This window comes from Streptomyces sp. NPDC029956 (assembly GCF_055574655.1).
The window spans coordinates 43,659-61,272 of the sequence record NZ_JBVHZJ010000003.1 but is presented as its reverse complement, the minus strand read 5'-3'; the positions used below and the strand labels follow the sequence as shown (position 1 = coordinate 61,272).

Here is a 17,614-nt window from a genome sequence, read left to right as displayed (position 1 = left end):
CCACGGGACCAGGAGGCCCCCGCGCTGCCTCGCGAGGCCCGTGTCAGGCGGTCCGCAGCCGCCCCGCCGCCCGGACGAGGGCGTCCACGCCCCGCTCGGCCTTCTTGCGGGTGCAGCCCACGTTCAGCCGGACGAAGCCCGGCGTGCCGTAGACCCCGCCCGGCATGATCGCGACCTTCTCGACGGTCACCAGCTCCTCCTGGAGCCGGGTCTCCTCGATGCCGAGCGGCCGCAGGTCGATCCAGGCCAGGTAGCCGGCCTGCGGGGGCTCCCAGACCACCCCCGGCAGGCCCTCGGCCAGCCGCTCCCGGACCGACTCCATCGTGCCCGCCACGTACGCCCGCAGCTCGTCCAGCCAGGCCGCGCCGTGCCGGTACGCGGCGATGTGGGCGGTCAGCGAGAGCACGGCCGGCGAGGCGAGCCCCTCGCCGGTCTCCATGCGCCGGACGAAGGCCGCGCGCTCGTCGGGGTCGCCGACGATCCCGTACGAGCCGGAGAGCGCGGGGAAGTTGAAGGCCTTGGTGGCCGAGGTGATCAGCGCCCAGCGCCGGCCGCGGCCCCGCTCGGCGATCCGGGTCCACGGGATGTGGCGGTGGCCCTCGGTGGTCAGGTCGGCGTGGATCTCGTCGCTGACGACGGCCGCGCCGTGGCGTTCGGCGAGCGCGGCGAACTCCCGGAGCTCGTCCTCCGTCCACACCCGGCCGGTCGGGTTGTGCGGGGAGCAGAGCAGCAGGACCTTGCTGTCCGGCCGGGCCAGCTCCCGTTCGAGGGCCTCTGTGTCGCCGAGCGGGACGCCGCGCAGCTCGCGCCCGAGCCCGGTGACGGCCTTGCGGAAGCCGTCGTACGTGGGGGTGTGGACGACGACGCCGTCACCGGGTTCGGTCCACATCCGCAGGAGCTGGGAGAGCTGGTTGAGCACGGAGGGCGCGTACACCAGGGAGTCCGTGTCGATCTCGGCGTCGTACCGGGTGGCGTACCAGTGGCGTATCGCCTCGCGGAACTCGCCGAGCCGCCAGTCGGTGTAGCCGAAGACCCCGTGCTCGACGCGGTCGCGCAGGGCCGCGAGGACCTCCGGCGGGGAGGCGAAGTCCATGTCGGAGATGGTGAAGGGGAGCAGGTCGGGGACGCCGAAGCGGTCCGCGATCCCGTCCCACTGGACCGACCAGGTCCCGCGGCGGTCGATCTCCCGGTCGAAGTCGTACGTCGTCGTCACCGTGGTCTCTCCTCCGGACATCTCTCTCCTCCAGACATGCCGAGGGCCCGGCACCCCCACACCAGGGTGGGGGCACCGGGCCGCTCGTACAACGCGTGATTCAGCGCTTACTTCAGCTTGGTGCCGGTCGAGCGCAGCGCCGCGCACGCCTCGGTCACCCGGACGGCCATGCCGGCCTCGGCCAGCTTGCCCCAGGTGCGCGGGTCGTAGGTCGACTTGATGCCGACCTCGCCGTCGACCTTCAGGACACCGTCGTAGTTCTTGAACATGTGGTTCGCCACCGGACGCGTGAAGGCGTACTGCGTGTCGGTGTCGAGGTTCATCTTCACGACGCCGTTCTCCAGCGCGGTGGCGATCTCCTCGGCCGTGGAGCCCGAGCCGCCGTGGAAGACGAAGTCGAACGGGGAGGCCTTGCCGTACTTCTCGGCGACGCCGGCCTGGAGGTCCTTGAGGAGCTCCGGGCGGAGGACGACGTTGCCCGGCTTGTAGACGCCGTGCACGTTGCCGAAGGAGGCGGCGAGCAGGTAGCGGCCCTTCTCGCCCAGGCCGAGGGCCTCGGCGGTGCGGAGCGCGTCGTCGACGGTGGTGTACAGCTCGTCGTTGATCTCGTGGGTGACGCCGTCCTCCTCGCCACCGGTCGGGGTGATCTCGACCTCGAGGATGATCTTGGCGGCGGCGGCCTTCGCGAGCAGCTCCTGGCCGATGGCCAGGTTGTCGGCGAGGGTCTCGGCGGAGCCGTCCCACATGTGCGACTGGAACAGCGGGTTCTCGCCGCGGGCGACGCGCTCGGCGGAGACGTCGAGCAGCGGACGGACGTAGCCGTCCAGCTTGTCCTTCGGGCAGTGGTCGGTGTGCAGCGCGACCGTGATGTCGTACTTCGCGGCGACGATGTGCGCGAACTCGGCCAGGGCAACGGCGCCCGTGACCATGTCCTTGTTGTACTGGCCGCCCAGGAACTCGGCTCCGCCGGTCGAGATCTGGATGATGCCGTCGCTCTCGGCCTCAGCGAAGCCGCGCAGGGCGGCGTGCAGGGTCTGGGACGAAGTCACGTTGATGGCCGGGTAGGCGAACTTGCCTGCCTTCGCCCGGTCGAGCATCTCGTTGTAGACCTCGGGGGTTGCGATGGGCATTCGTCCGCTCCTTGTGATGTGCGGGGTGTGTGCGTTGCTGTCCCTGACCTGGGGGCGACGTCATCGTCGACGCCCATCCTTCCAGACTCTTCTCCGGGCTCCCACGGGCCCGGCATGACAAGGGGCGGGGTGTTTCACGTGAAACACCCCGCCCCTTGGTAAAAATGCAGGTCAGGACAGTTATCACTACGGTCCAGGACCTAAGTCACGACTTCGCGGCGGTTACGCCAGGCCGAGATCCGCCAGCTGGTAGCCGGTGAGGTACGCCAGACCCGCCCCCGCGATGGCCTCTGCGGCGCCCCGGTCGACGATCGTGGCGACGGCGACGACCTCGCCGCCGGCCTCACGGACGGCCTCCACGGCGGTCAGCGGCGAGCCGCCGGTGGTCGAGGTGTCCTCGACGACGAGGCAGCGACGGCCCTTGACGTCCGTGCCCTCGATGCGGCGCTGCATGCCGTGCGCCTTCTGCGCCTTCCGGACGACGAAGGCGTCCAGGCGCTGCCCGCGCGCGGCGGAGGCGTGCAGCATCGAGGTCGCGACCGGGTCGGCGCCCAGGGTCAGACCGCCGACACAGTCGAAGTCCAGATCGGCCGTCAGGTCGAGCATGACCTGACCCACCAGCGGCGCGGCCTCGCCGTCCAGCGTGATCCGGCGCAGGTCGATGTAGTAGTCGGCTTCCAGACCCGAGGAGAGGGTCACCTTGCCGTGCACCACGGCCTTGTCCTTGATCTGCTGGAGCAGCTCAGCGCGTACGTCAGTCATGGTCAGCAGCTTAAGGGGCGCCGCGGCGCCACGGCTCAGAGCCGCCGCCAGCGCCAGGTGCTCCCGACCTCCAGGGGGTCGATCGGGGTGACCAGACGGGGGTGGGTGTTGAGGCCGTTCGGCGGACCGGACTGCGGCTCGACGCAGACGGCCTCCTCGGGCTCGTCGTAGACCACGACCCACTCGGCGCGGCTGGTGACCTTCAGTTCCAGCTCATCCGGCCAGGTGAGGGTGACGTCGACGCCCTCGGGCATGCCGAAGCAGTCGTCCCAGGGGCCGGGGGTGGGGTCGATCCTGCGTCCGGTCGGGAGGTGGTCGTCACCGCGCTCCTCCTGCCAGGCCGGGGTGAAGTCGAGCCGCACGTCCTGGCCGCCCCGGCCGAGGTTCCGCAGGAACCAGGGGTGCCAGCCGGCCTGTGCCGGGAAGGAGTCGTCGTAGGTCTCGACGCCGAAGCGAAGGGTGAGGGCGTCCTCGGCCAGCTCGAAGATCTGGGTGACCGTGCCCTTGTACGGCCACGGGTCACCGAGCTCGCAGGTGAAGACGGCCTCGGTCGCGGAGACCCTCGCGGTCTTCCAGGCGAGGTCACGGACGGTGCCGTGGATGGCGTGCGGGGGTGCGTTGACCGGCAGCTGATGGCTGGTGGCCCCGTTGCGGAAGAGGCCGTTCTCGGTCCGCCCGCACCAGGGCACCATCGGGAAGGCGCCGAACCGCTCGCCCTGGCGCAGCACCTCGGTGCCGCCGATGCGCAGGCTCTCGATCCGGCAGCCGTTCTCGGGGCTGATGGTCAACTCGGCGTCGCCCGCCGTCAGTCGCGTCTGCATGCTCACGCCCCGACCCTAATCGTGTCAGCGGCGTCGGCGCAGTGCGCGGCCGACGACCACGGCGGAAGCGAGCGCGAGGGCCGCGGCGGGGGCGATCCAGCGCAGGGTGGCACCGGCGCTCGACGCCTCGGGCGCGGGAACCGGGGCGTACCGGCCGCGGGGAGGTGCGTGGTCGACCTCCTCGGCGCTCCGGCCGATCATGGTCCGGCGGGCGTGGGCGGCCTCGGCGGCGGGCTGCGGGGCGGGGAACTCGATGGGCGTGGCGCCGATGTCCTCGTCCAGGAGGGGGTCGAGGGAGGGCGGCGGCACCGGCGCGTCGAAGACGGAACTCCGGTGCGGCTCCTCGACACCGTCGTCGACCCCGTCGTCGTCGGAGTCGAGCTCGGCGACGCCGTCGGCGGCGGCAGCCGTCTCTTCGGGAGCCGTCTCCTCGGGAGCCGGCTCCTCGGGCGTGTCCGGCTCCTCCGCCAGCGCCGCCAGCCCCTCCACGAACCTGTCGAGCATCCGCGCGCCCGCCGTGGACCGGGCCTCGTCCGTCGCCTCGGCGAGCCGGCCGTCCGCCGTCAGGGCGCCGGTGAAGCTCATGCTGGTGCCCTCGGCCACCGGAGTGAGGACGACGGTGAGCGACAGCTCCGCCGTGCCCTTGCCCCGGGCCTCGGTTCCCCGGCCCTCGTAGGTGATGGCACCGTCCCGCTCGACGACCTTCAGGGCGCCCCGGTAGGTGATGGTGTTGCCGCCGATCCGCACCTTGAGCCGGCCCGTCAGGGGACCCGCCTCCGCGTCGGCGTCGCGCTGGAGGCCGGGGACGCAGCGCACCACCCGGGCCGGGTCCGTGAGCGTCGCACGCAGAACCTCGGCCGGGACCGGGACGAACACCTCATGCTCCATGGAAGCCGAGCCTACTCAGACGGGGGCGCGGCGTCGCCCGTTCGGCACGGAACCCGGTTCCCGCGCCGCCTCCGCCGCCCTCCCGCCGGCCGCCCCCGCCGGCGGCCCTCCCCCAGCCGCATCCCGGCGCCGCCCTCCCGCCGTGGCCTCCCGCCGTGGCCTCCCGCCGTGGCCCTCCTGCCGTGGCCCTCCTGCCGAAACCTTCAGCCTCCGTACCGCGGGTGCACCAGCGTCGACGGGGGCAGTTCGGCGTCCCGGCCGCGCTCGGCGCGCCGCGCCGCGGCCTCCAGGGTGTCCTCGCCGAGCGAACGCAGCCGGGGCGCGTCGGGGGCGAGGCCGAGGGCGGGCGGGCGGCTGCCCCGTACAGCCAGGAGGAAGCCCCAGTCGCCGGGACCCCGCCCCGTACCACCGGCGCTGTCGGCGCGGTCAGGTCCGGCGGCGAAGCCGGGGGTGCGGCCGCTCGCGCTGTAGGGGCGGGTCGCGAAGCCGGCCGCGTGCAGGGTGGCGTCCACGGTCCAGTAGATGCGGGGCCGGTCGGTGACGGACCCGGCGTGCACGGCGAACCGTCCGGAGGGGGTGAGGACCTGGGCCACGAGTCCGTAGAACTCCTGCGCGTACAGCTTGGCGCTGGGGGTGATTCCGGGATCGGGCAGATCGGAGATCACCACGTCGTACCGTTCCTGCAGATGATCGGTGGCGCCTCGCAGCCAGTGGAAGGCGTCCGCGTGGACCACCCGGACGCGCCGGTCGCGGAACGCCTGCCCGTTGAGCCTGGCGAGGGCGGGGTCCGTCCGGGCGAGGCGGACGACTCCCGGGTCGAGTTCGACGACGGTGACGGAGCGGACCCCGGGGTAGCGCAGGGCCTCGCGGGCGGCCATGCCGTCTCCGCCGCCGACGATCAGCACGCGGGCGTGCGCGCCGTTCATCGCGGGGTGGACGAGGGCCTCGTGGTAGCGGTACTCGTCCTGGCCCGCCACGCGGAGACGGCCGTCGAGGAACAGGTCGGGCGGGCCTTCGCGGCCCCCGGTCACGACGATCTCCTGGAGGCCGGTGTGGACGGCGACCCGCACCCGCTCCCCGTACACCGCCCGCCTCGCGGCCTGTTCGAAGTCGTCGACGAGCACGGTCGCGGTGGCGAGGACGGCGAGGACCGACACGTTCACCGCGACGATCAGGGCCCGGGAGCGGGGTGTCAGATCGCGGCGGAACACCCAGAGGACGAGGCCGCCGCCCGCCACGGCGTTGACCGCGCCGGTGACGAGGGCGCCGGTGAGCTGGCCGAGCCAGGGCAGCAGCAGGAAGGGAAAGGCGAGACCGCCGACCAGGGCGCCGACGTAGTCGGCGGCGAAGAGGTCGGCGACCGTCCCTGCGGCGTCGTCCTGCTCCCCGAGCGAGGCCTTCCGCCCGGACCGGCCCGACCGGTCGCCCTGCTGTATGAGCGACATCAGGAGCGGGATCTCGGCGCCGATGAGCACCCCGATGGCGAGCGAGAACGCCACGAGGACGTACCGCGATTCGCCGAACCAGGCGAAGGCCGCGTACAGCACCATCGCCGAGGTGCCGCCGACGAGCGCGAGCCCGGCCTCGACCAGGCCGAAGCCGACGGCGGCGCGGCAGCGCAGCGCCTTGGCGAGGAGCGAGCCCACTCCCATGGCGAAGACCATGACGGAGAGCACGACGGAGGCCTGGGTGACCGAGTCGCCGATCAGGTAGGAGGCGAGCGCGACGAGTTCGAGTTCGTAGACCAGGCCGCAGGCGGCGCAGACGAAGACCACCGCGAGGACCGGGAACCGCACCGTCTCGCGCGGCGGCTCGGGCCGCCGCACGGGCGCCCGCCGCACCCTCTCGGGCGGCATGGTCACGGTCGGCTCGATCATGACCGTAACGCTACGTCACGACAAGGGCGCCTCCTGTCACCCACACGAGTGGATCTGGGGCTCCAGGAGGGCGTATCAGAGCGTTGCAGGCATACGTGCGCCGATACGCGTCCTGGTCACCACCAACTGCCCTTCCTGCGGGTAGGCGTGCCAGGTGCGCCAGCGCACCTGGCCCTCGTGGCGCTGCGCCAGCATCGCCGTGAAGGCGTGCGGGGAGCCGGGAAAGGTCCCCGCGAGCCCGTTGGGATGGTCGGCGACGAGTGCCAGCAACTCCTGCGCCCGGCCCGCGAAGGAGCCGTGCGAGAGCGTCTCGACACGGGCGGCGAATTCGTACTCCCATGCGCCGAAGCGCTTGGAGACACCGAGCGGCAGCGGGGTGCTGCTGCCCGGCATGCAGGCGACGGTCTCCGAGCAGCTGCGGTCCTCCTCTTCCAGGAGGACCTGGTGGGAGGCGCCGAGCAGCCTCAACTGCAGCTTGGCGCCGGAGAGTTCGAGATCGAGCACGGCGAGCGCGGGCAGCGGCTCGCGCCCGAGGGCCCAGGCCAGATCGGCCGCGCGGGTGTCGGTGTAGGAGGTTTTCAGGGTGGTGAGCATGGGTCGGCTCCGCAAACACGGTTTGACGGGTGGGCCGGGGGCGCCCCGGAGAAGGGTTCAACGGGAGTGGGGAATCGCCGACTCGGGTCCACACACGGTCCGAGGGCTGTCTCTGTCAGGAGCGAGAGAACCACGGACGCCGGACGACTCGCAGCGTTTTTACCCAACTTGCTGTGTTTTCCAACCCCTTCGGGGACCCCACAGTTCAATTGTTCAATCAGAAGTGATCGACAAGTCCCTGAAGATTGCCCACGTCACGTGCCACACGGCTGCGGAGCCGATCCGTGGTCAGCTTCCGCCGCCGCAGCCGCCACCGCCGCCACCGCCACCACAGGAGCTGGAGGACCCGCCGCAGGAGCTGGAGCCGCCGCCACCGCAGCTGCTCGCGCTGCCGCCGTCCACCCAGGTGATGCTGCCGTCGCTCGACCGCGAGCCCCGCCGCCGCGGCCCGCTGCTGCGGAACGCGCCCCGGAACATGGAGACGAGCCACATGAACACCGCGATGCCCAGAACGATGAAGAAGATTTCCATCAGTACTACCCCCGTTCTCTTGTGCGAGGGAGATTCCCGCCGCCGCGTCCCGTCAAAGCGCACTTGAGGAAGTCCAGAGCTTCGCCGCAGGATGGCCGTCATGACACGACCGCCGCTCAACCGCCGCCTCGCCGAGTTCGGGACGACGATCTTCGCCGAGATGTCCGCGCTCGCCGCCAGGACCGGGGCGATCAACCTCGGTCAGGGCTTCCCCGACACCGACGGCCCCGAGGAGATCCGGGAAGCGGCGGTCCGCGCGCTGCGGGACGGCCGCGGCAACCAGTACCCGCCCGGCCCCGGCGTCCCCGAGCTGCGGTCGGCCGTCGCCGACCACCAGCGGGACCGGTACGGCCTCGCCTACGACCCGGACACGGAGGTGCTCGTCACCGCGGGCGCCACCGAGGCGATCGCGGCGTCCCTGCTCGCCCTCGTCGAACCTGGCGACGAGGTCATCGCCCTGGAGCCGTACTACGACTCGTACGCCGCCTGTGTCGCGATGGCCGGCGGCACCCGGGTCCCCGTCACCCTCCGCCCCCACGACGGGGCCTACGTCCTCGACCTCGACGAACTGCGGGCCGCCGTCACCGACCGGACCCGGCTGATCCTCCTCAACACCCCGCACAACCCCACCGGCACCGTCCTCACCCGGGCCGAGCTGACCGCCGTCGCCGAGCTCGCCGTCGAGCGGGACCTGCTCGTCGTCACCGACGAGGTGTACGAGCACCTGGTCTTCGACGACGCCGAGCACGTGCCGATCGCGAGCCTGCCGGGGATGCGGGAGCGCACGGTCACCATCGGCTCGGCCGGCAAGACGTTCTCGTTCACCGGCTGGAAGGTCGGCTGGATCACCGCGAGCCCCGAGCTGACCTCCGCGGTCCGCTCGGCCAAGCAGTTCCTCACGTACGTGTCCTCCGGCCCCTTCCAGTACGCGATCGCCGAGGCGCTCCGCCTCCCGGCCTCGTACTTCGACACCCTCCGCGCGGAGCTCTCCGCCAAGCGGGACCTGCTGAGCGAGGGCCTCGCACAGGCGGGCTTCGCCGTCTACAAGCCCGCCGGCACCTACTTCGTCACCACCGACATCCGCCCCCTCGGCGCCGAGGACGGCTTCGCCTTCTGCCGCTCGCTGCCCGAGCGCGCCGGTCTCGTCGCCATCCCGAACGCCGTCTTCTACGACCACCGCGAGGCCGGCGCCCCCTTCGTCCGCTTCGCCTTCTGCAAGAAGACCGAGGTCCTGGAGGAGGCCGTCTCCCGGCTCAAGGGGCTGGCCTGACACCAGGCCGCACCCCCGCACACGACAGGAGCCCGTCCCCTCGGAAGGGGACGGGCTCCTGTCGTGTGCGGGGGAGGCTCAGGCCTCTTCGTCGCCCGCGGCCTTGTCCTCGGGGGACTCCAGGCCGAACTGCTCGACGACCCACTTGTCGAACTCGATGGAGGCACGGACCCAGCTGACCGTGGAGGACACGAAGTGCTCCAGGGCGACGCCGGTGCCGATCAGCATCTGGGCCTCACCGATGAGGCGGAGGGTGGCGGAGCCGTCCTCCTCCTCGTGCAGGTGGGTGTAGACCTTCGGCCACAGGGTGCGGCGGTTCCAGTCGTCGATCGCGTCGAGGATCTTGGCGCGGTCGTCGGCCGAGTGCGGGCGGTCGTAGAACGTCCGCACCGAGAAGACCTGCTGCTCGTCCTCGCCGCGGAACATGAAGTACGTGCGGAATTCCTCCCACGGCGCCGCGAGGTCGCCCTCGTCGTCGATGACGTACTTCAGCTCCATCTGTTCGAGGAGCTGCTTGACGAGGTCCTGGTCGGGGACGACGGGGCCCGCCGGTCCTGCGGCCTGAGGCTGGGGCTGGCCCCCGAAATTCGGAATCGAGGACGGGTCGATGCTCACCGTGTATTTCCCTTCGTACGGATGCTCGCCATCCTCCCCCATGCCGGGCGGTACGTGGCAAGTCCCACCTCCCGCGATCCGCTGCGGGCTGACAAGATCTGGTGCCCATGGGGGAGAAAACGGGGAATGAGCGCGGGCCCGTGAAGCCGCGCCCGTGGACCTGGGTCTGGGTCTCCGTCCTGGTGACCCTGGTCTGCGGCGGTCCGGTGGCCTTCGTGGTGTGGGGCGCGATGGCCTGGAGCGAGATCGGCGAGACGAAACAGGTCGACTGCTCCGAGGTGATGACCTTCGCCCGCGGAGAGCTCCCCGCGGGCGCCCAGGACGCGCGCTGCACGGCGGCCCACTGGCAGGACACCCACGCCACGGCCGACTTCCGGATGCCTCGCGCCGAGGTCGCCACGTGGCTGGAAGCGACCTATCCGACCGGTGAGCCCCCGTACTCCTGCCCGCGGGACCACTGCCTGAACGTGTCGTTCGACGAGGTGCTGTACGTGAAGGTCGAGGTCGCGTACGAGGACGGGGTCACCGCCCGCGTCCACGTGGAGGCCTTCGACACCTGACCGTGCCCCCGGCGGACGCCCGCCGTGACCCACGGCCGGGGGCACCGGCCAGGGGGCACGGCCCGGGGGCACGCCGGGAGCACGGCCCGGGGGGGGCACGGCCGGGCCGTCACGCGTCGGCGGCCGCCGGCCCCACGATCAGACCGTCCTCGAAGCGGTCCACGCGGACCGTGTCGCCGTCCCTGACCTCGCCCGCGAGGATCTCCTTGGCGAGCCGGTCGCCGATCGCCGTCTGGATGAGGCGGCGCAGCGGCCGGGCGCCGTACGCCGGGTCGTTGCCCTCCTCCGCGAGCCACTCCAGTGCCTCCTGGGTGACGTCCAGGGTGAGCCGCCGCTCGGCGAGCCGCTTCGCGAGCCGGTCGATCTGGAGGCTCGCGATCCGGCCCAGCTCGGCCCGGTCGAGGGCGGAGAAGACCACCAGGTCGTCGAGCCGGTTGAGGAACTCCGGCTTGAAGCTCGCCCTGACGACGTCCATGACCTGCTGCTTCTTCACGTCCGCCGGGGTCAGCGGGTCGACCAGGTACTGGCTGCCCAGGTTCGACGTGAGGATCAGGATGGTGTTGCGGAAGTCCACCGTCCGCCCCTGCCCGTCGGTCAGCCGGCCGTCGTCCAGGACCTGGAGCAGGACGTCGAAGACCTCCGGGTGCGCCTTCTCCACCTCGTCGAGCAGGACCACGCTGTACGGGCGGCGGCGGACCGCCTCCGTGAGCTGGCCGCCCTCCTCGTACCCGACGTAGCCGGGAGGCGCGCCGACCAGCCGGGCGACGCTGTGCTTCTCGCCGTACTCCGACATGTCGATGCGGATCATGGCCCGCTCGTCGTCGAAGAGGAAGTCCGCGAGCGCCTTCGCCAGCTCCGTCTTGCCGACGCCCGTGGGGCCGAGGAAGAGGAAGGAACCGGTGGGGCGGTCGGGGTCGGCGATGCCCGCGCGGGTGCGGCGCACGGCGTCGGAGACGGCCTGGACGGCCTCGGACTGGCCGATCAGCCGCCGGCCGAGCTCGTCCTCCATGCGCAGCAGCTTCTGCGTCTCGCCCTCCAGGAGACGCCCGGCGGGGATGCCGGTCCAGGCGCCGACGACGTCCGCGATGTCGTCGGGGCCGACCTCGTCCTTGACCATGCTGTCCTTGGAGGACTCCTGCTGGGCCTCGGCCTCGCTCGCCTCCTCCAGCTCCCGCTCCAGGGCCGGGATCTCCCCGTAGAGCAGCTTGGACGCGGTGTCGAAGTCGCCGTCGCGCTGGGCGCGCTCGGCGCGGCCGCGGGTCTCGTCGAGGCGTTCCTTCAGCTCGCCGACCCGGTTGAGGGACTGCTTCTCCTTCTCCCAGCGGGCGGTCAGGCCGCGCAGCTCCTCCTCGCGGTCGGCGAGGTCGCGCCGCAGCTTCTCCAGGCGCTGCTTGCTCGCCGCGTCCGTCTCGTTCTTGAGGGCCAGCTCCTCCATGCGGAGCCGGTCCACGGAGCGCTGCAGCTCGTCGATCTCGACGGGCGAGGAGTCGATCTCCATCCGGAGCCGGGAGGCGGCCTCGTCGACGAGGTCGATGGCCTTGTCGGGGAGGAAGCGGGAGGTGATGTACCGGTCGGAGAGGGTCGCGGCGGCCACCAGCGCGGAGTCGTTGATCTGCACCTTGTGGTGGGCCTCGTACCGGCCCTTGAGCCCGCGGAGGATCGCGATGGTGTCCTCGACCGTGGGCTCGGCGACCAGGACCTGCTGGAAACGGCGCTCCAGGGCGGGGTCCTTCTCGATCCGCTCGCGGTACTCGTCGAGGGTGGTCGCGCCGACCATCCGCAGCTCGCCGCGGGCCAGCATGGGCTTGAGCATGTTGCCCGCGTCCATGGAGGAGTCGCCGCCGGCGCCTGCGCCGACGACCGTGTGCAGCTCGTCGATGAAGGTGATGATCTGGCCGTCGCTCGCCTTGATCTCGGCGAGGACGGTCTTCAGGCGCTCCTCGAACTCGCCGCGGTACTTGGCTCCGGCGACCATCGCACCGAGGTCGAGCGAGACCAGCCGCTTGTTCTTGAGCGACTCGGGTACGTCGCCCTTCACGATCCGCTGGGCGAGGCCCTCGACGACGGCGGTCTTGCCGACGCCGGGCTCACCGATGAGGACCGGGTTGTTCTTGGTGCGGCGGGACAGCACCTGCACGACGCGGCGGATCTCGTGGTCGCGGCCGATGACCGGGTCCAGCTTGCCCTCGCGCGCGGCGGCCGTGAAGTCCGTACCGAACTTCTCCAGCGCCTTGTACTGCCCCTCCGGGTCGGGTGTGGTCACCCGGCGTCCTCCCCTGCTCTTCTCGAAGGCGTCGAGCAGCTTCGATGCGCTCGCGCCCTGCCCGTCGAGGATCTCACCGGCCGGGCCGCCCTTGGCCGCGATCCCGATGAGGAGGTGCTCGGTGGACAGGAAGTCGTCACCGAGCTCCTTCGCCCGACGGTCGGCGTCGGCGATGACCGCGAGGAAGTCGCGGGTGGGCTGCGGGGGCGCGACCGTGGAGCCGGTGACGCTCGGCAGGGCGGCGAGCAGCCGCTCCGCGCCGGTGCGCACGAACGCCTGGTCGGCCTCGACGGCGGCGAACAGGTCGGTGATGTTCTCGTTGTCCTGACCGGTGAGCAGCGCGAGCAGAAGGTGCGCCGGGGTCAGGTCGGCGTGCCCCTCGGACACGGCGCGGCTGCTCGCCGCGTTGATGGCGTCCCGGCTCCGGTTGGTCAGTTCGGCGTCCACGTGCGGTGCTCCTCCTGGGTTGCTTCGGGTCCTCTCCCTTTATGACTCATCCAGAGTACACAAAGTTGAGTCGATTGCGCTCAAGGTGTCGAAGGGAGCTCCGCCCCGGGTAGTTTCCGTGCATGGCGACCGACCCGAAGAACCCCTCCGACTCGTACCTCGGCTTCTGGCGCGAGTACCACATGTGCACCCTGACCACCCCGCGCCCGGACGGCACTCCGCACGTCGTGGCGGTGGGCGTCACCTACGACCCCGAGGGCGGATACGCCCGGGTCATCACCAACAAGCACAGCCGGAAGGTCGCCAACGTCCTGGCGGCGGGCGCGGACGGCGCGCGGGTGGCGGTCTGCCAGGTCGACAAGGGCCGCTGGGCCACCCTGGAGGGCGTCGCGCACATCCGTACGGAGGCGGAGGTGGTCGCGGACGCGGTGGGGCGCTACGCGGAGCGCTACGGGCGCACGCCGGCGGAGAACCCGGACCGTGTCGTCATCGAGATCGCCCTGACGCGGGCGATGGGACGCGCCTGAGGGACTCGGCCCCGTACGGAACGCACCGGACGGCCCCGTACGGAAACAGCCGGATGTCCCCGTACGAGGGCATCCGGGCAGCACAGCGGCGCCATCGCGTTTCAGGTCCGCGATGGCGCCGCTGTGTGGGGGAAGTGCCGGAGCGATCTACAACGACGGGGGAATCGCTCAGGCACTGCGGGGGGTGGCGGTGATGGTCTCGGGCTCGATCAGCTGGTGGTCCCGCTGGTCGAGGTTGACGAAGATCATGCCGTACCGGATGGCACAGCGGATGGGCTGTGGTGCGCCGCGGGGACGGCGGAGGCAGCGGTAGGCGCGGACATCCTCGTCCTGCTCCCGTGCCACCACGATCGGCTCTCCGAAGAGGGTGATCTTCAGCGCGTCGCCACGGTGGGGGATTGCCGTGGCGAGGTCGACGAAGTGCCACCCGGACCGGTAGGCCGAAGCCATCTCCCGGCGGAACCTGGGGTCGTCCGGCGGCACGGTCACGCCCCGGCGCCCCTGGAATCGATCTCCCAGGACGGCTCGCTGGGAGCGGCGAGCACGGCGTCCCGGGGAGAGCTCTCCCACGAGGGTTCGCCGGGTCCCGCCCACACGTCGTGCGCCGGGTTGCTCTCCCACGAGGGCTCGTCCGGTCCTGCCACGGAATGCGCCGGGGTGCTCTCCCACGAGGGCTCGCCGACGGCGAGTGCGCCGAGAGCAGCCGCCGCAACGGCTATGGCGCTAAGTGCACGAACCATCCTGGTCATGGCCGATCTCCACCTCTTTTGATCACTACCTCCCCCCCGCGAGTAAGACGATGGCTCACTCCCGACCCTTTCCACCAGCCAACCCGGGCATCATGTTCCTGTAATTCATGACCCTGAGGGGGGTGCAAATGAGGCGAGAATGCGACGAGTCCGGTCATAAGCACAGTCACGGTGAACTATGCGACGTGGGCAAGGAGCTCTATGCGAGTGCGCTCCGCACCGGCCGCATAGCCCGCGCAGACGCCGAAGCCGCCCCCTGCCTGAGGGAACTCTCCCTCCTGCACCCGGACCCGGACGACAGCCAGTGCCTGCGCCCCGTGCCGCCGTCGATCGCCCTGAACCAGCTCGTGCACCCCATCGAGCAGGAGATACAGGTCCGGCGGCAGCACGCGATAGCCCTCGCGGACGCTTTCGAGCCGTTCATGGCGATCCACACCCAGGATCCGTCCGGCGCCCAGGCCATCACGGTCCTCGAAGGCCTCAGCGTCATCAACGCCGCCCTCGACCGCGCCATCAACGAGTGCACCGAGGAACTCCTCACCATCCAGCCCGGCAGCGGCCGCCGCCCCGAGACCCTCGAAGCCGCCCTGCGCCGCATGGAACCGCTCCTCGACCGCGGTGTCCGGATGCGGACGCTCTACCAGCACACGGCACGGCACCATCCCGCCACGCTGGCCTACGTCGAACGCGTCGCGCCGTACGGACTCGAACTGCGCACCCTCGAGGAGATCGTCGACCGGCTGATCATCGTCGACCGCAAGGTCGCCTTCGTGCCCGCGCGCAGCGACCGCCAGGTCGCCCTCGAACTCCGCCACGAGGGCCTCGTCCAGTACCTCGTCGGTGTCTTCGACCAGTTCTGGCTGCACGGCGTGCCGTGGGAGGACGAGATCCCGTACAGCCCCTCCGTGGACGGCATAGGCGGCGTCCAGCGCTCCATCGCCAAACTCCTCGTCGAGGGCCACGTCGACGAGGCCATCGCCCGCCGCCTCGGCATGAACGTGCGCACCTGCCGCGCCCACATCGCCAAACTCGCCGCCGCCCTCGGCAGCGGCAGCCGGGCCCAGCTCGGCTACCTGATCGCGCAGTCGGGCATCCTCGAGGGAGACAACTGACCACCCAGACACCCGACCAGCGTCGAACGGGACAACTCACCACCGTGTACGTACAGATCGACCTCGACGGGCCCGCCGGGACCCTCCGCGTCTCCGGGCACGACCTGCCCACCGTGGAGCTCGTACGGGCCCCCGGGACCCGCCCCGACACCCACACGCCGATAGGCACCCGCAAGCCCGACCTGCTCGCGCTGGCGGTGGGCGGGGAACCCGCCGTCATCAGGCCGGCCCGCGCACGACTGCTGCGGCGCTCCTACCGGGTCGACGTCCGCGTCGACGGCGTCCGCTACCGGCTCGTCCCCTGCTCGTACGTGGACAGCCGGCTCACCCGGAACGGGAAGTCGCTCGGCACCCTGGAGTCCTCCGGCGACGGCAGGGTCGACGCCGACTGGAACCCGGCCGCCGCCCTCACCCCGCTCGACCACGCCGTCGGCACCGCCCTCGCCGCCGCGTTCGGCACGGGCGCCGCGCCCTGGTGGGAGACGCTCGGCGACATCGTGGCGGAGCTCACCCCGTAGCCGCCCGCAGGCCCGCGGCCCCGTACGCGCGTGAAGCCCCTTCCACAGCCGTGGAAGGGGCTTCACGCGTTCAGGAACCGCTCACCGCGCGGTCGGGGACTACTCGCCGCGCTTGGGACGCCAGACCACCAGCGCACTCGCCTGCTGCACGTCCTGGTACGGCACCAGATCGCGCCGGTACGAGGCGTGCACCTGGGCCTCGCGCTGCCGCATCGCCGCCGCCGCGCCGTCGACGGCGGCCGACAGCTCCGCGATCCGGCTCTGCAGCGCCGCGACCTGGTTCTCCAGCTCGATGATGCGCTTGATCCCGGCCAGGTTGATGCCCTCGTCCTGCGACAACTGCTGCACCTGACGGAGCAGCTCGATGTCACGGGCGGAGTAGCGCCGGCCACGACCCGCCGTACGGTCCGGGGAGACCAGACCGAGACGGTCGTACTGACGCAGGGTCTGCGGATGCAGACCGGAGAGCTGGGCCGCCACCGAGATGACGTACACCGGCGACTCGTCGGTCAGTTCGTACGGATTGCGTCGGCGTCCGTCCACCGGGTCACGCTCCCTTCGCGGCCTGGAACAGCTCCGCCCGAGGGTCCTCGGAGGCGGTCGCCTCGCGGTAGGTCTCCAGGGCGTCACGTGCCTTGTCGTCCAGCTCCTTCGGCACCGCGACCTCGACCGTCACGAGCAGGTCGCCGCGCGTGCCGTCCTTGCGGACCGCGCCCTTGCCCCGGGCGCGCATGGTCCGGCCGTTCGGAGTGCCCGCGGGCAGCTTGAGGGTGACCGCGGGGCCGCCGAGGGTCGGCACCTTGATCTCGCCGCCGAGCGCCGCCTCCGTGAAGGAGACCGGCACGGTGACGGTGAGGTTGTCGTCCTTGCGACCGAAGACCGGGTGGGTGTCGACGTGCACCACGACGTACAGGTCGCCGTTCTGCCCGCCGCGCTCCCCCGGTGCTCCCTTGCCGCGCAGCCGGATCCTCTGGTTGTCCGAGACACCCGCCGGGATGCGGACCTGCATGGTGCGGGAGGACTTCGCCCGCCCGCTGCCCTTGCAGATCTCGCAGGGGTTCTCGGCGATGAGGCCGCGGCCCTTGCAGTCCACGCACGGGTCGGTGAGCGAGAAACCGCCGCCGCTGCCGCGCGAGACCTGTCCGGTGCCGACGCAGGTCGGGCACACCCTGGGGGTGCCGTTCTTGTCGCCGGTGCCCGAACACGCCGTGCACGGCTGCTGGCTGGACATCCGCAGCGGTACGGTCGCGCCCTCGATGGCCTCGGTGAAGCTGAGCGTCACCTCGGACTCGATGTCCTGACCGCGTCGCGGCTGGGTACGGGGGCCCCCGCCGGCGCCGCGGTTGAACAGGCCGCCGAAGACGTCCCCGATGCCGCCGCCGCCACCGCCGAAGCCGCCGCCCGCGCCGCCCTGGGTGCCTCCGAAGAGGTCACCCAGGTCGAAGTTGAACGAGCCGCCGCCGGGGCCTCCGGGTGACCGGAAGCCGCCGTTCCCGAAGAGGGCGCGGGCCTCGTCGTACTCCTTGCGCTTCTTGGGGTCGCCGAGGATGTCGTTCGCCTCGGAGATCTCCTTGAAGCGCTCCTCGGCCTTGGCGTCGTTCTTGTTGGCGTCCGGGTGGTTCTCGCGGGCGAGCTTCCGGTACGCCTTCTTGATCTCGGCCTCGGTGGCGTCCTTGGGGACGCCGAGAACCTTGTAGTAGTCCTTCTCGACGAAGTCCTTCGTGCTCATCGACGTCC

19 protein-coding genes are annotated in these 17,614 nt (G+C 71.4%); 5 read left to right on the top strand and 14 right to left on the bottom strand.

Annotated elements, in window-relative coordinates:
- Positions 1-43: 43 nt before the first annotated feature.
- From ACZ4XX_RS02775 to ACZ4XX_RS02740, 8 genes are all read right to left on the bottom strand, one after another.
- Entirely contained in the window at positions 44-1,234 is a 1,191-nt protein-coding gene (locus tag ACZ4XX_RS02775) for a MalY/PatB family protein (RefSeq protein ID WP_468506201.1), read from the bottom strand.
- Between the two features lie 86 nt (positions 1,235-1,320).
- Positions 1,321-2,343 carry a class II fructose-bisphosphate aldolase gene (fbaA, locus tag ACZ4XX_RS02770; protein WP_266893598.1) on the bottom strand — a complete coding sequence of 341 codons (1,023 nt, stop codon included), beginning with the start codon at positions 2,341-2,343 and terminating at the stop codon, positions 1,321-1,323.
- 222 nt (positions 2,344-2,565) lie between these two features.
- The gene (gene pyrE, locus ACZ4XX_RS02765) at positions 2,566-3,105 is read right to left on the bottom strand and encodes an orotate phosphoribosyltransferase (RefSeq protein ID WP_468506200.1); all 540 of its coding nucleotides are present in this window, start codon (positions 3,103-3,105) and stop codon (positions 2,566-2,568) included.
- A gap of 35 nt (positions 3,106-3,140) precedes the next feature.
- Entirely contained in the window at positions 3,141-3,926 is a 786-nt protein-coding gene (locus tag ACZ4XX_RS02760; protein WP_468506375.1) for an aldose epimerase family protein, read from the bottom strand.
- Positions 3,927-3,950: 24 nt separating this feature from the next.
- Positions 3,951-4,814, bottom strand: a complete 864-nt coding sequence (locus ACZ4XX_RS02755) for an SRPBCC family protein (RefSeq protein WP_468506199.1) — start codon at positions 4,812-4,814, stop codon at positions 3,951-3,953.
- 203 nt (positions 4,815-5,017) lie between these two features.
- The gene (locus ACZ4XX_RS02750; RefSeq protein WP_468506198.1) at positions 5,018-6,691 is read right to left on the bottom strand and encodes a polyamine aminopropyltransferase; all 1,674 of its coding nucleotides are present in this window, start codon (positions 6,689-6,691) and stop codon (positions 5,018-5,020) included.
- A gap of 75 nt (positions 6,692-6,766) precedes the next feature.
- A complete protein-coding gene (locus tag ACZ4XX_RS02745) occupies positions 6,767-7,285 on the bottom strand; it encodes a DUF2617 family protein (RefSeq protein WP_468506197.1) in 519 nt (172 codons plus the stop codon).
- Positions 7,286-7,573: 288 nt separating this feature from the next.
- Positions 7,574-7,816 carry a hypothetical protein gene (locus tag ACZ4XX_RS02740; RefSeq protein ID WP_468506196.1) on the bottom strand — a complete coding sequence of 81 codons (243 nt, stop codon included), beginning with the start codon at positions 7,814-7,816 and terminating at the stop codon, positions 7,574-7,576.
- 100 nt (positions 7,817-7,916) lie between these two features.
- Between ACZ4XX_RS02740 and ACZ4XX_RS02735 the strand changes: the two genes are divergently transcribed.
- Positions 7,917-9,086, top strand: a complete 1,170-nt coding sequence (locus ACZ4XX_RS02735; RefSeq protein ID WP_468506195.1) for a pyridoxal phosphate-dependent aminotransferase — start codon at positions 7,917-7,919, stop codon at positions 9,084-9,086.
- A gap of 78 nt (positions 9,087-9,164) precedes the next feature.
- Here ACZ4XX_RS02735 and ACZ4XX_RS02730 read toward each other — a convergent pair whose 3' ends face one another.
- The gene (locus ACZ4XX_RS02730) at positions 9,165-9,701 is read right to left on the bottom strand and encodes a type III secretion system chaperone family protein (protein ID WP_073908242.1); all 537 of its coding nucleotides are present in this window, start codon (positions 9,699-9,701) and stop codon (positions 9,165-9,167) included.
- A gap of 140 nt (positions 9,702-9,841) precedes the next feature.
- Between ACZ4XX_RS02730 and ACZ4XX_RS02725 the strand changes: the two genes are divergently transcribed.
- Entirely contained in the window at positions 9,842-10,261 is a 420-nt protein-coding gene (locus tag ACZ4XX_RS02725; RefSeq protein WP_468506194.1) for a hypothetical protein, read from the top strand.
- 109 nt (positions 10,262-10,370) lie between these two features.
- On the opposite strand, the gene clpB is transcribed toward ACZ4XX_RS02725, so the two are convergent.
- A complete protein-coding gene (clpB, locus tag ACZ4XX_RS02720; RefSeq protein WP_468506193.1) occupies positions 10,371-12,971 on the bottom strand; it encodes an ATP-dependent chaperone ClpB in 2,601 nt (866 codons plus the stop codon).
- Between the two features lie 122 nt (positions 12,972-13,093).
- Here clpB and ACZ4XX_RS02715 point away from each other — a divergent pair, with 122 nt between their 5' ends.
- The gene (locus ACZ4XX_RS02715) at positions 13,094-13,498 is read left to right on the top strand and encodes a pyridoxamine 5'-phosphate oxidase family protein (RefSeq protein WP_468506192.1); all 405 of its coding nucleotides are present in this window, start codon (positions 13,094-13,096) and stop codon (positions 13,496-13,498) included.
- 168 nt (positions 13,499-13,666) lie between these two features.
- Here ACZ4XX_RS02715 and ACZ4XX_RS02710 read toward each other — a convergent pair whose 3' ends face one another.
- Entirely contained in the window at positions 13,667-13,987 is a 321-nt protein-coding gene (locus ACZ4XX_RS02710; protein ID WP_030323603.1) for a Rieske (2Fe-2S) protein, read from the bottom strand.
- Positions 13,984-14,247, bottom strand: coding sequence for a hypothetical protein (locus ACZ4XX_RS02705; protein ID WP_468506191.1), 264 nt, complete (start codon positions 14,245-14,247; stop codon positions 13,984-13,986). The genes ACZ4XX_RS02710 and ACZ4XX_RS02705 overlap by 4 nt, the downstream gene beginning before the upstream one ends.
- A 107-nt stretch (positions 14,248-14,354) precedes the next feature.
- Between ACZ4XX_RS02705 and ACZ4XX_RS02700 the strand changes: the two genes are divergently transcribed.
- Both ACZ4XX_RS02700 and ACZ4XX_RS02695 read left to right on the top strand, forming a co-directional pair.
- The gene (locus ACZ4XX_RS02700) at positions 14,355-15,359 is read left to right on the top strand and encodes a hypothetical protein (protein WP_030323607.1); all 1,005 of its coding nucleotides are present in this window, start codon (positions 14,355-14,357) and stop codon (positions 15,357-15,359) included.
- Between the two features lie 44 nt (positions 15,360-15,403).
- Positions 15,404-15,877: a hypothetical protein gene (locus tag ACZ4XX_RS02695; protein WP_468506190.1), complete on the top strand. Its 474-nt coding sequence runs from the start codon at positions 15,404-15,406 to the stop codon at positions 15,875-15,877.
- Positions 15,878-15,976: 99 nt separating this feature from the next.
- On the opposite strand, the gene ACZ4XX_RS02690 is transcribed toward ACZ4XX_RS02695, so the two are convergent.
- Together ACZ4XX_RS02690 and dnaJ are read right to left on the bottom strand one after the other, a co-directional pair.
- Positions 15,977-16,420 (bottom strand): heat shock protein transcriptional repressor HspR, encoded by a 444-nt coding sequence (locus tag ACZ4XX_RS02690; protein ID WP_015034631.1) that lies wholly within the window; start codon positions 16,418-16,420, stop codon positions 15,977-15,979.
- A gap of 4 nt (positions 16,421-16,424) precedes the next feature.
- Entirely contained in the window at positions 16,425-17,606 is a 1,182-nt protein-coding gene (dnaJ, locus tag ACZ4XX_RS02685; protein ID WP_468506189.1) for a molecular chaperone DnaJ, read from the bottom strand.
- Positions 17,607-17,614: the final 8 nt, after the last annotated feature.

Bases quoted from the DNA above. Each gene is read 5' to 3' on its own strand.
- ACZ4XX_RS02735 (WP_468506195.1), top strand. From the start codon at position 7,917: ATGACACGACCGCCGCTCAACCGCCGCCTCGCCGAGTTCGGGACGACG.
- ACZ4XX_RS02715 (WP_468506192.1), top strand. From the start codon at position 13,094: ATGGCGACCGACCCGAAGAACCCCTCCGACTCGTACCTCGGCTTCTGG.
- ACZ4XX_RS02700 (WP_030323607.1), top strand. From the start codon at position 14,355: ATGACCCTGAGGGGGGTGCAAATGAGGCGAGAATGCGACGAGTCCGGT.
- ACZ4XX_RS02705 (WP_468506191.1), bottom strand. From the start codon at position 14,247: ATGACCAGGATGGTTCGTGCACTTAGCGCCATAGCCGTTGCGGCGGCT.
- ACZ4XX_RS02750 (WP_468506198.1), bottom strand. From the start codon at position 6,691: ATGATCGAGCCGACCGTGACCATGCCGCCCGAGAGGGTGCGGCGGGCG.
- fbaA (WP_266893598.1), bottom strand. From the start codon at position 2,343: ATGCCCATCGCAACCCCCGAGGTCTACAACGAGATGCTCGACCGGGCG.
- ACZ4XX_RS02755 (WP_468506199.1), bottom strand. From the start codon at position 4,814: ATGGAGCATGAGGTGTTCGTCCCGGTCCCGGCCGAGGTTCTGCGTGCG.
- ACZ4XX_RS02760 (WP_468506375.1), bottom strand. From the start codon at position 3,926: ATGCAGACGCGACTGACGGCGGGCGACGCCGAGTTGACCATCAGCCCC.
- ACZ4XX_RS02740 (WP_468506196.1), bottom strand. From the start codon at position 7,816: ATGGAAATCTTCTTCATCGTTCTGGGCATCGCGGTGTTCATGTGGCTC.
- ACZ4XX_RS02745 (WP_468506197.1), bottom strand. From the start codon at position 7,285: ATGCTCACCACCCTGAAAACCTCCTACACCGACACCCGCGCGGCCGAT.
- pyrE (WP_468506200.1), bottom strand. From the start codon at position 3,105: ATGACTGACGTACGCGCTGAGCTGCTCCAGCAGATCAAGGACAAGGCC.
- ACZ4XX_RS02775 (WP_468506201.1), bottom strand. From the start codon at position 1,234: ATGTCCGGAGGAGAGACCACGGTGACGACGACGTACGACTTCGACCGG.
- dnaJ (WP_468506189.1), bottom strand. From the start codon at position 17,606: ATGAGCACGAAGGACTTCGTCGAGAAGGACTACTACAAGGTTCTCGGC.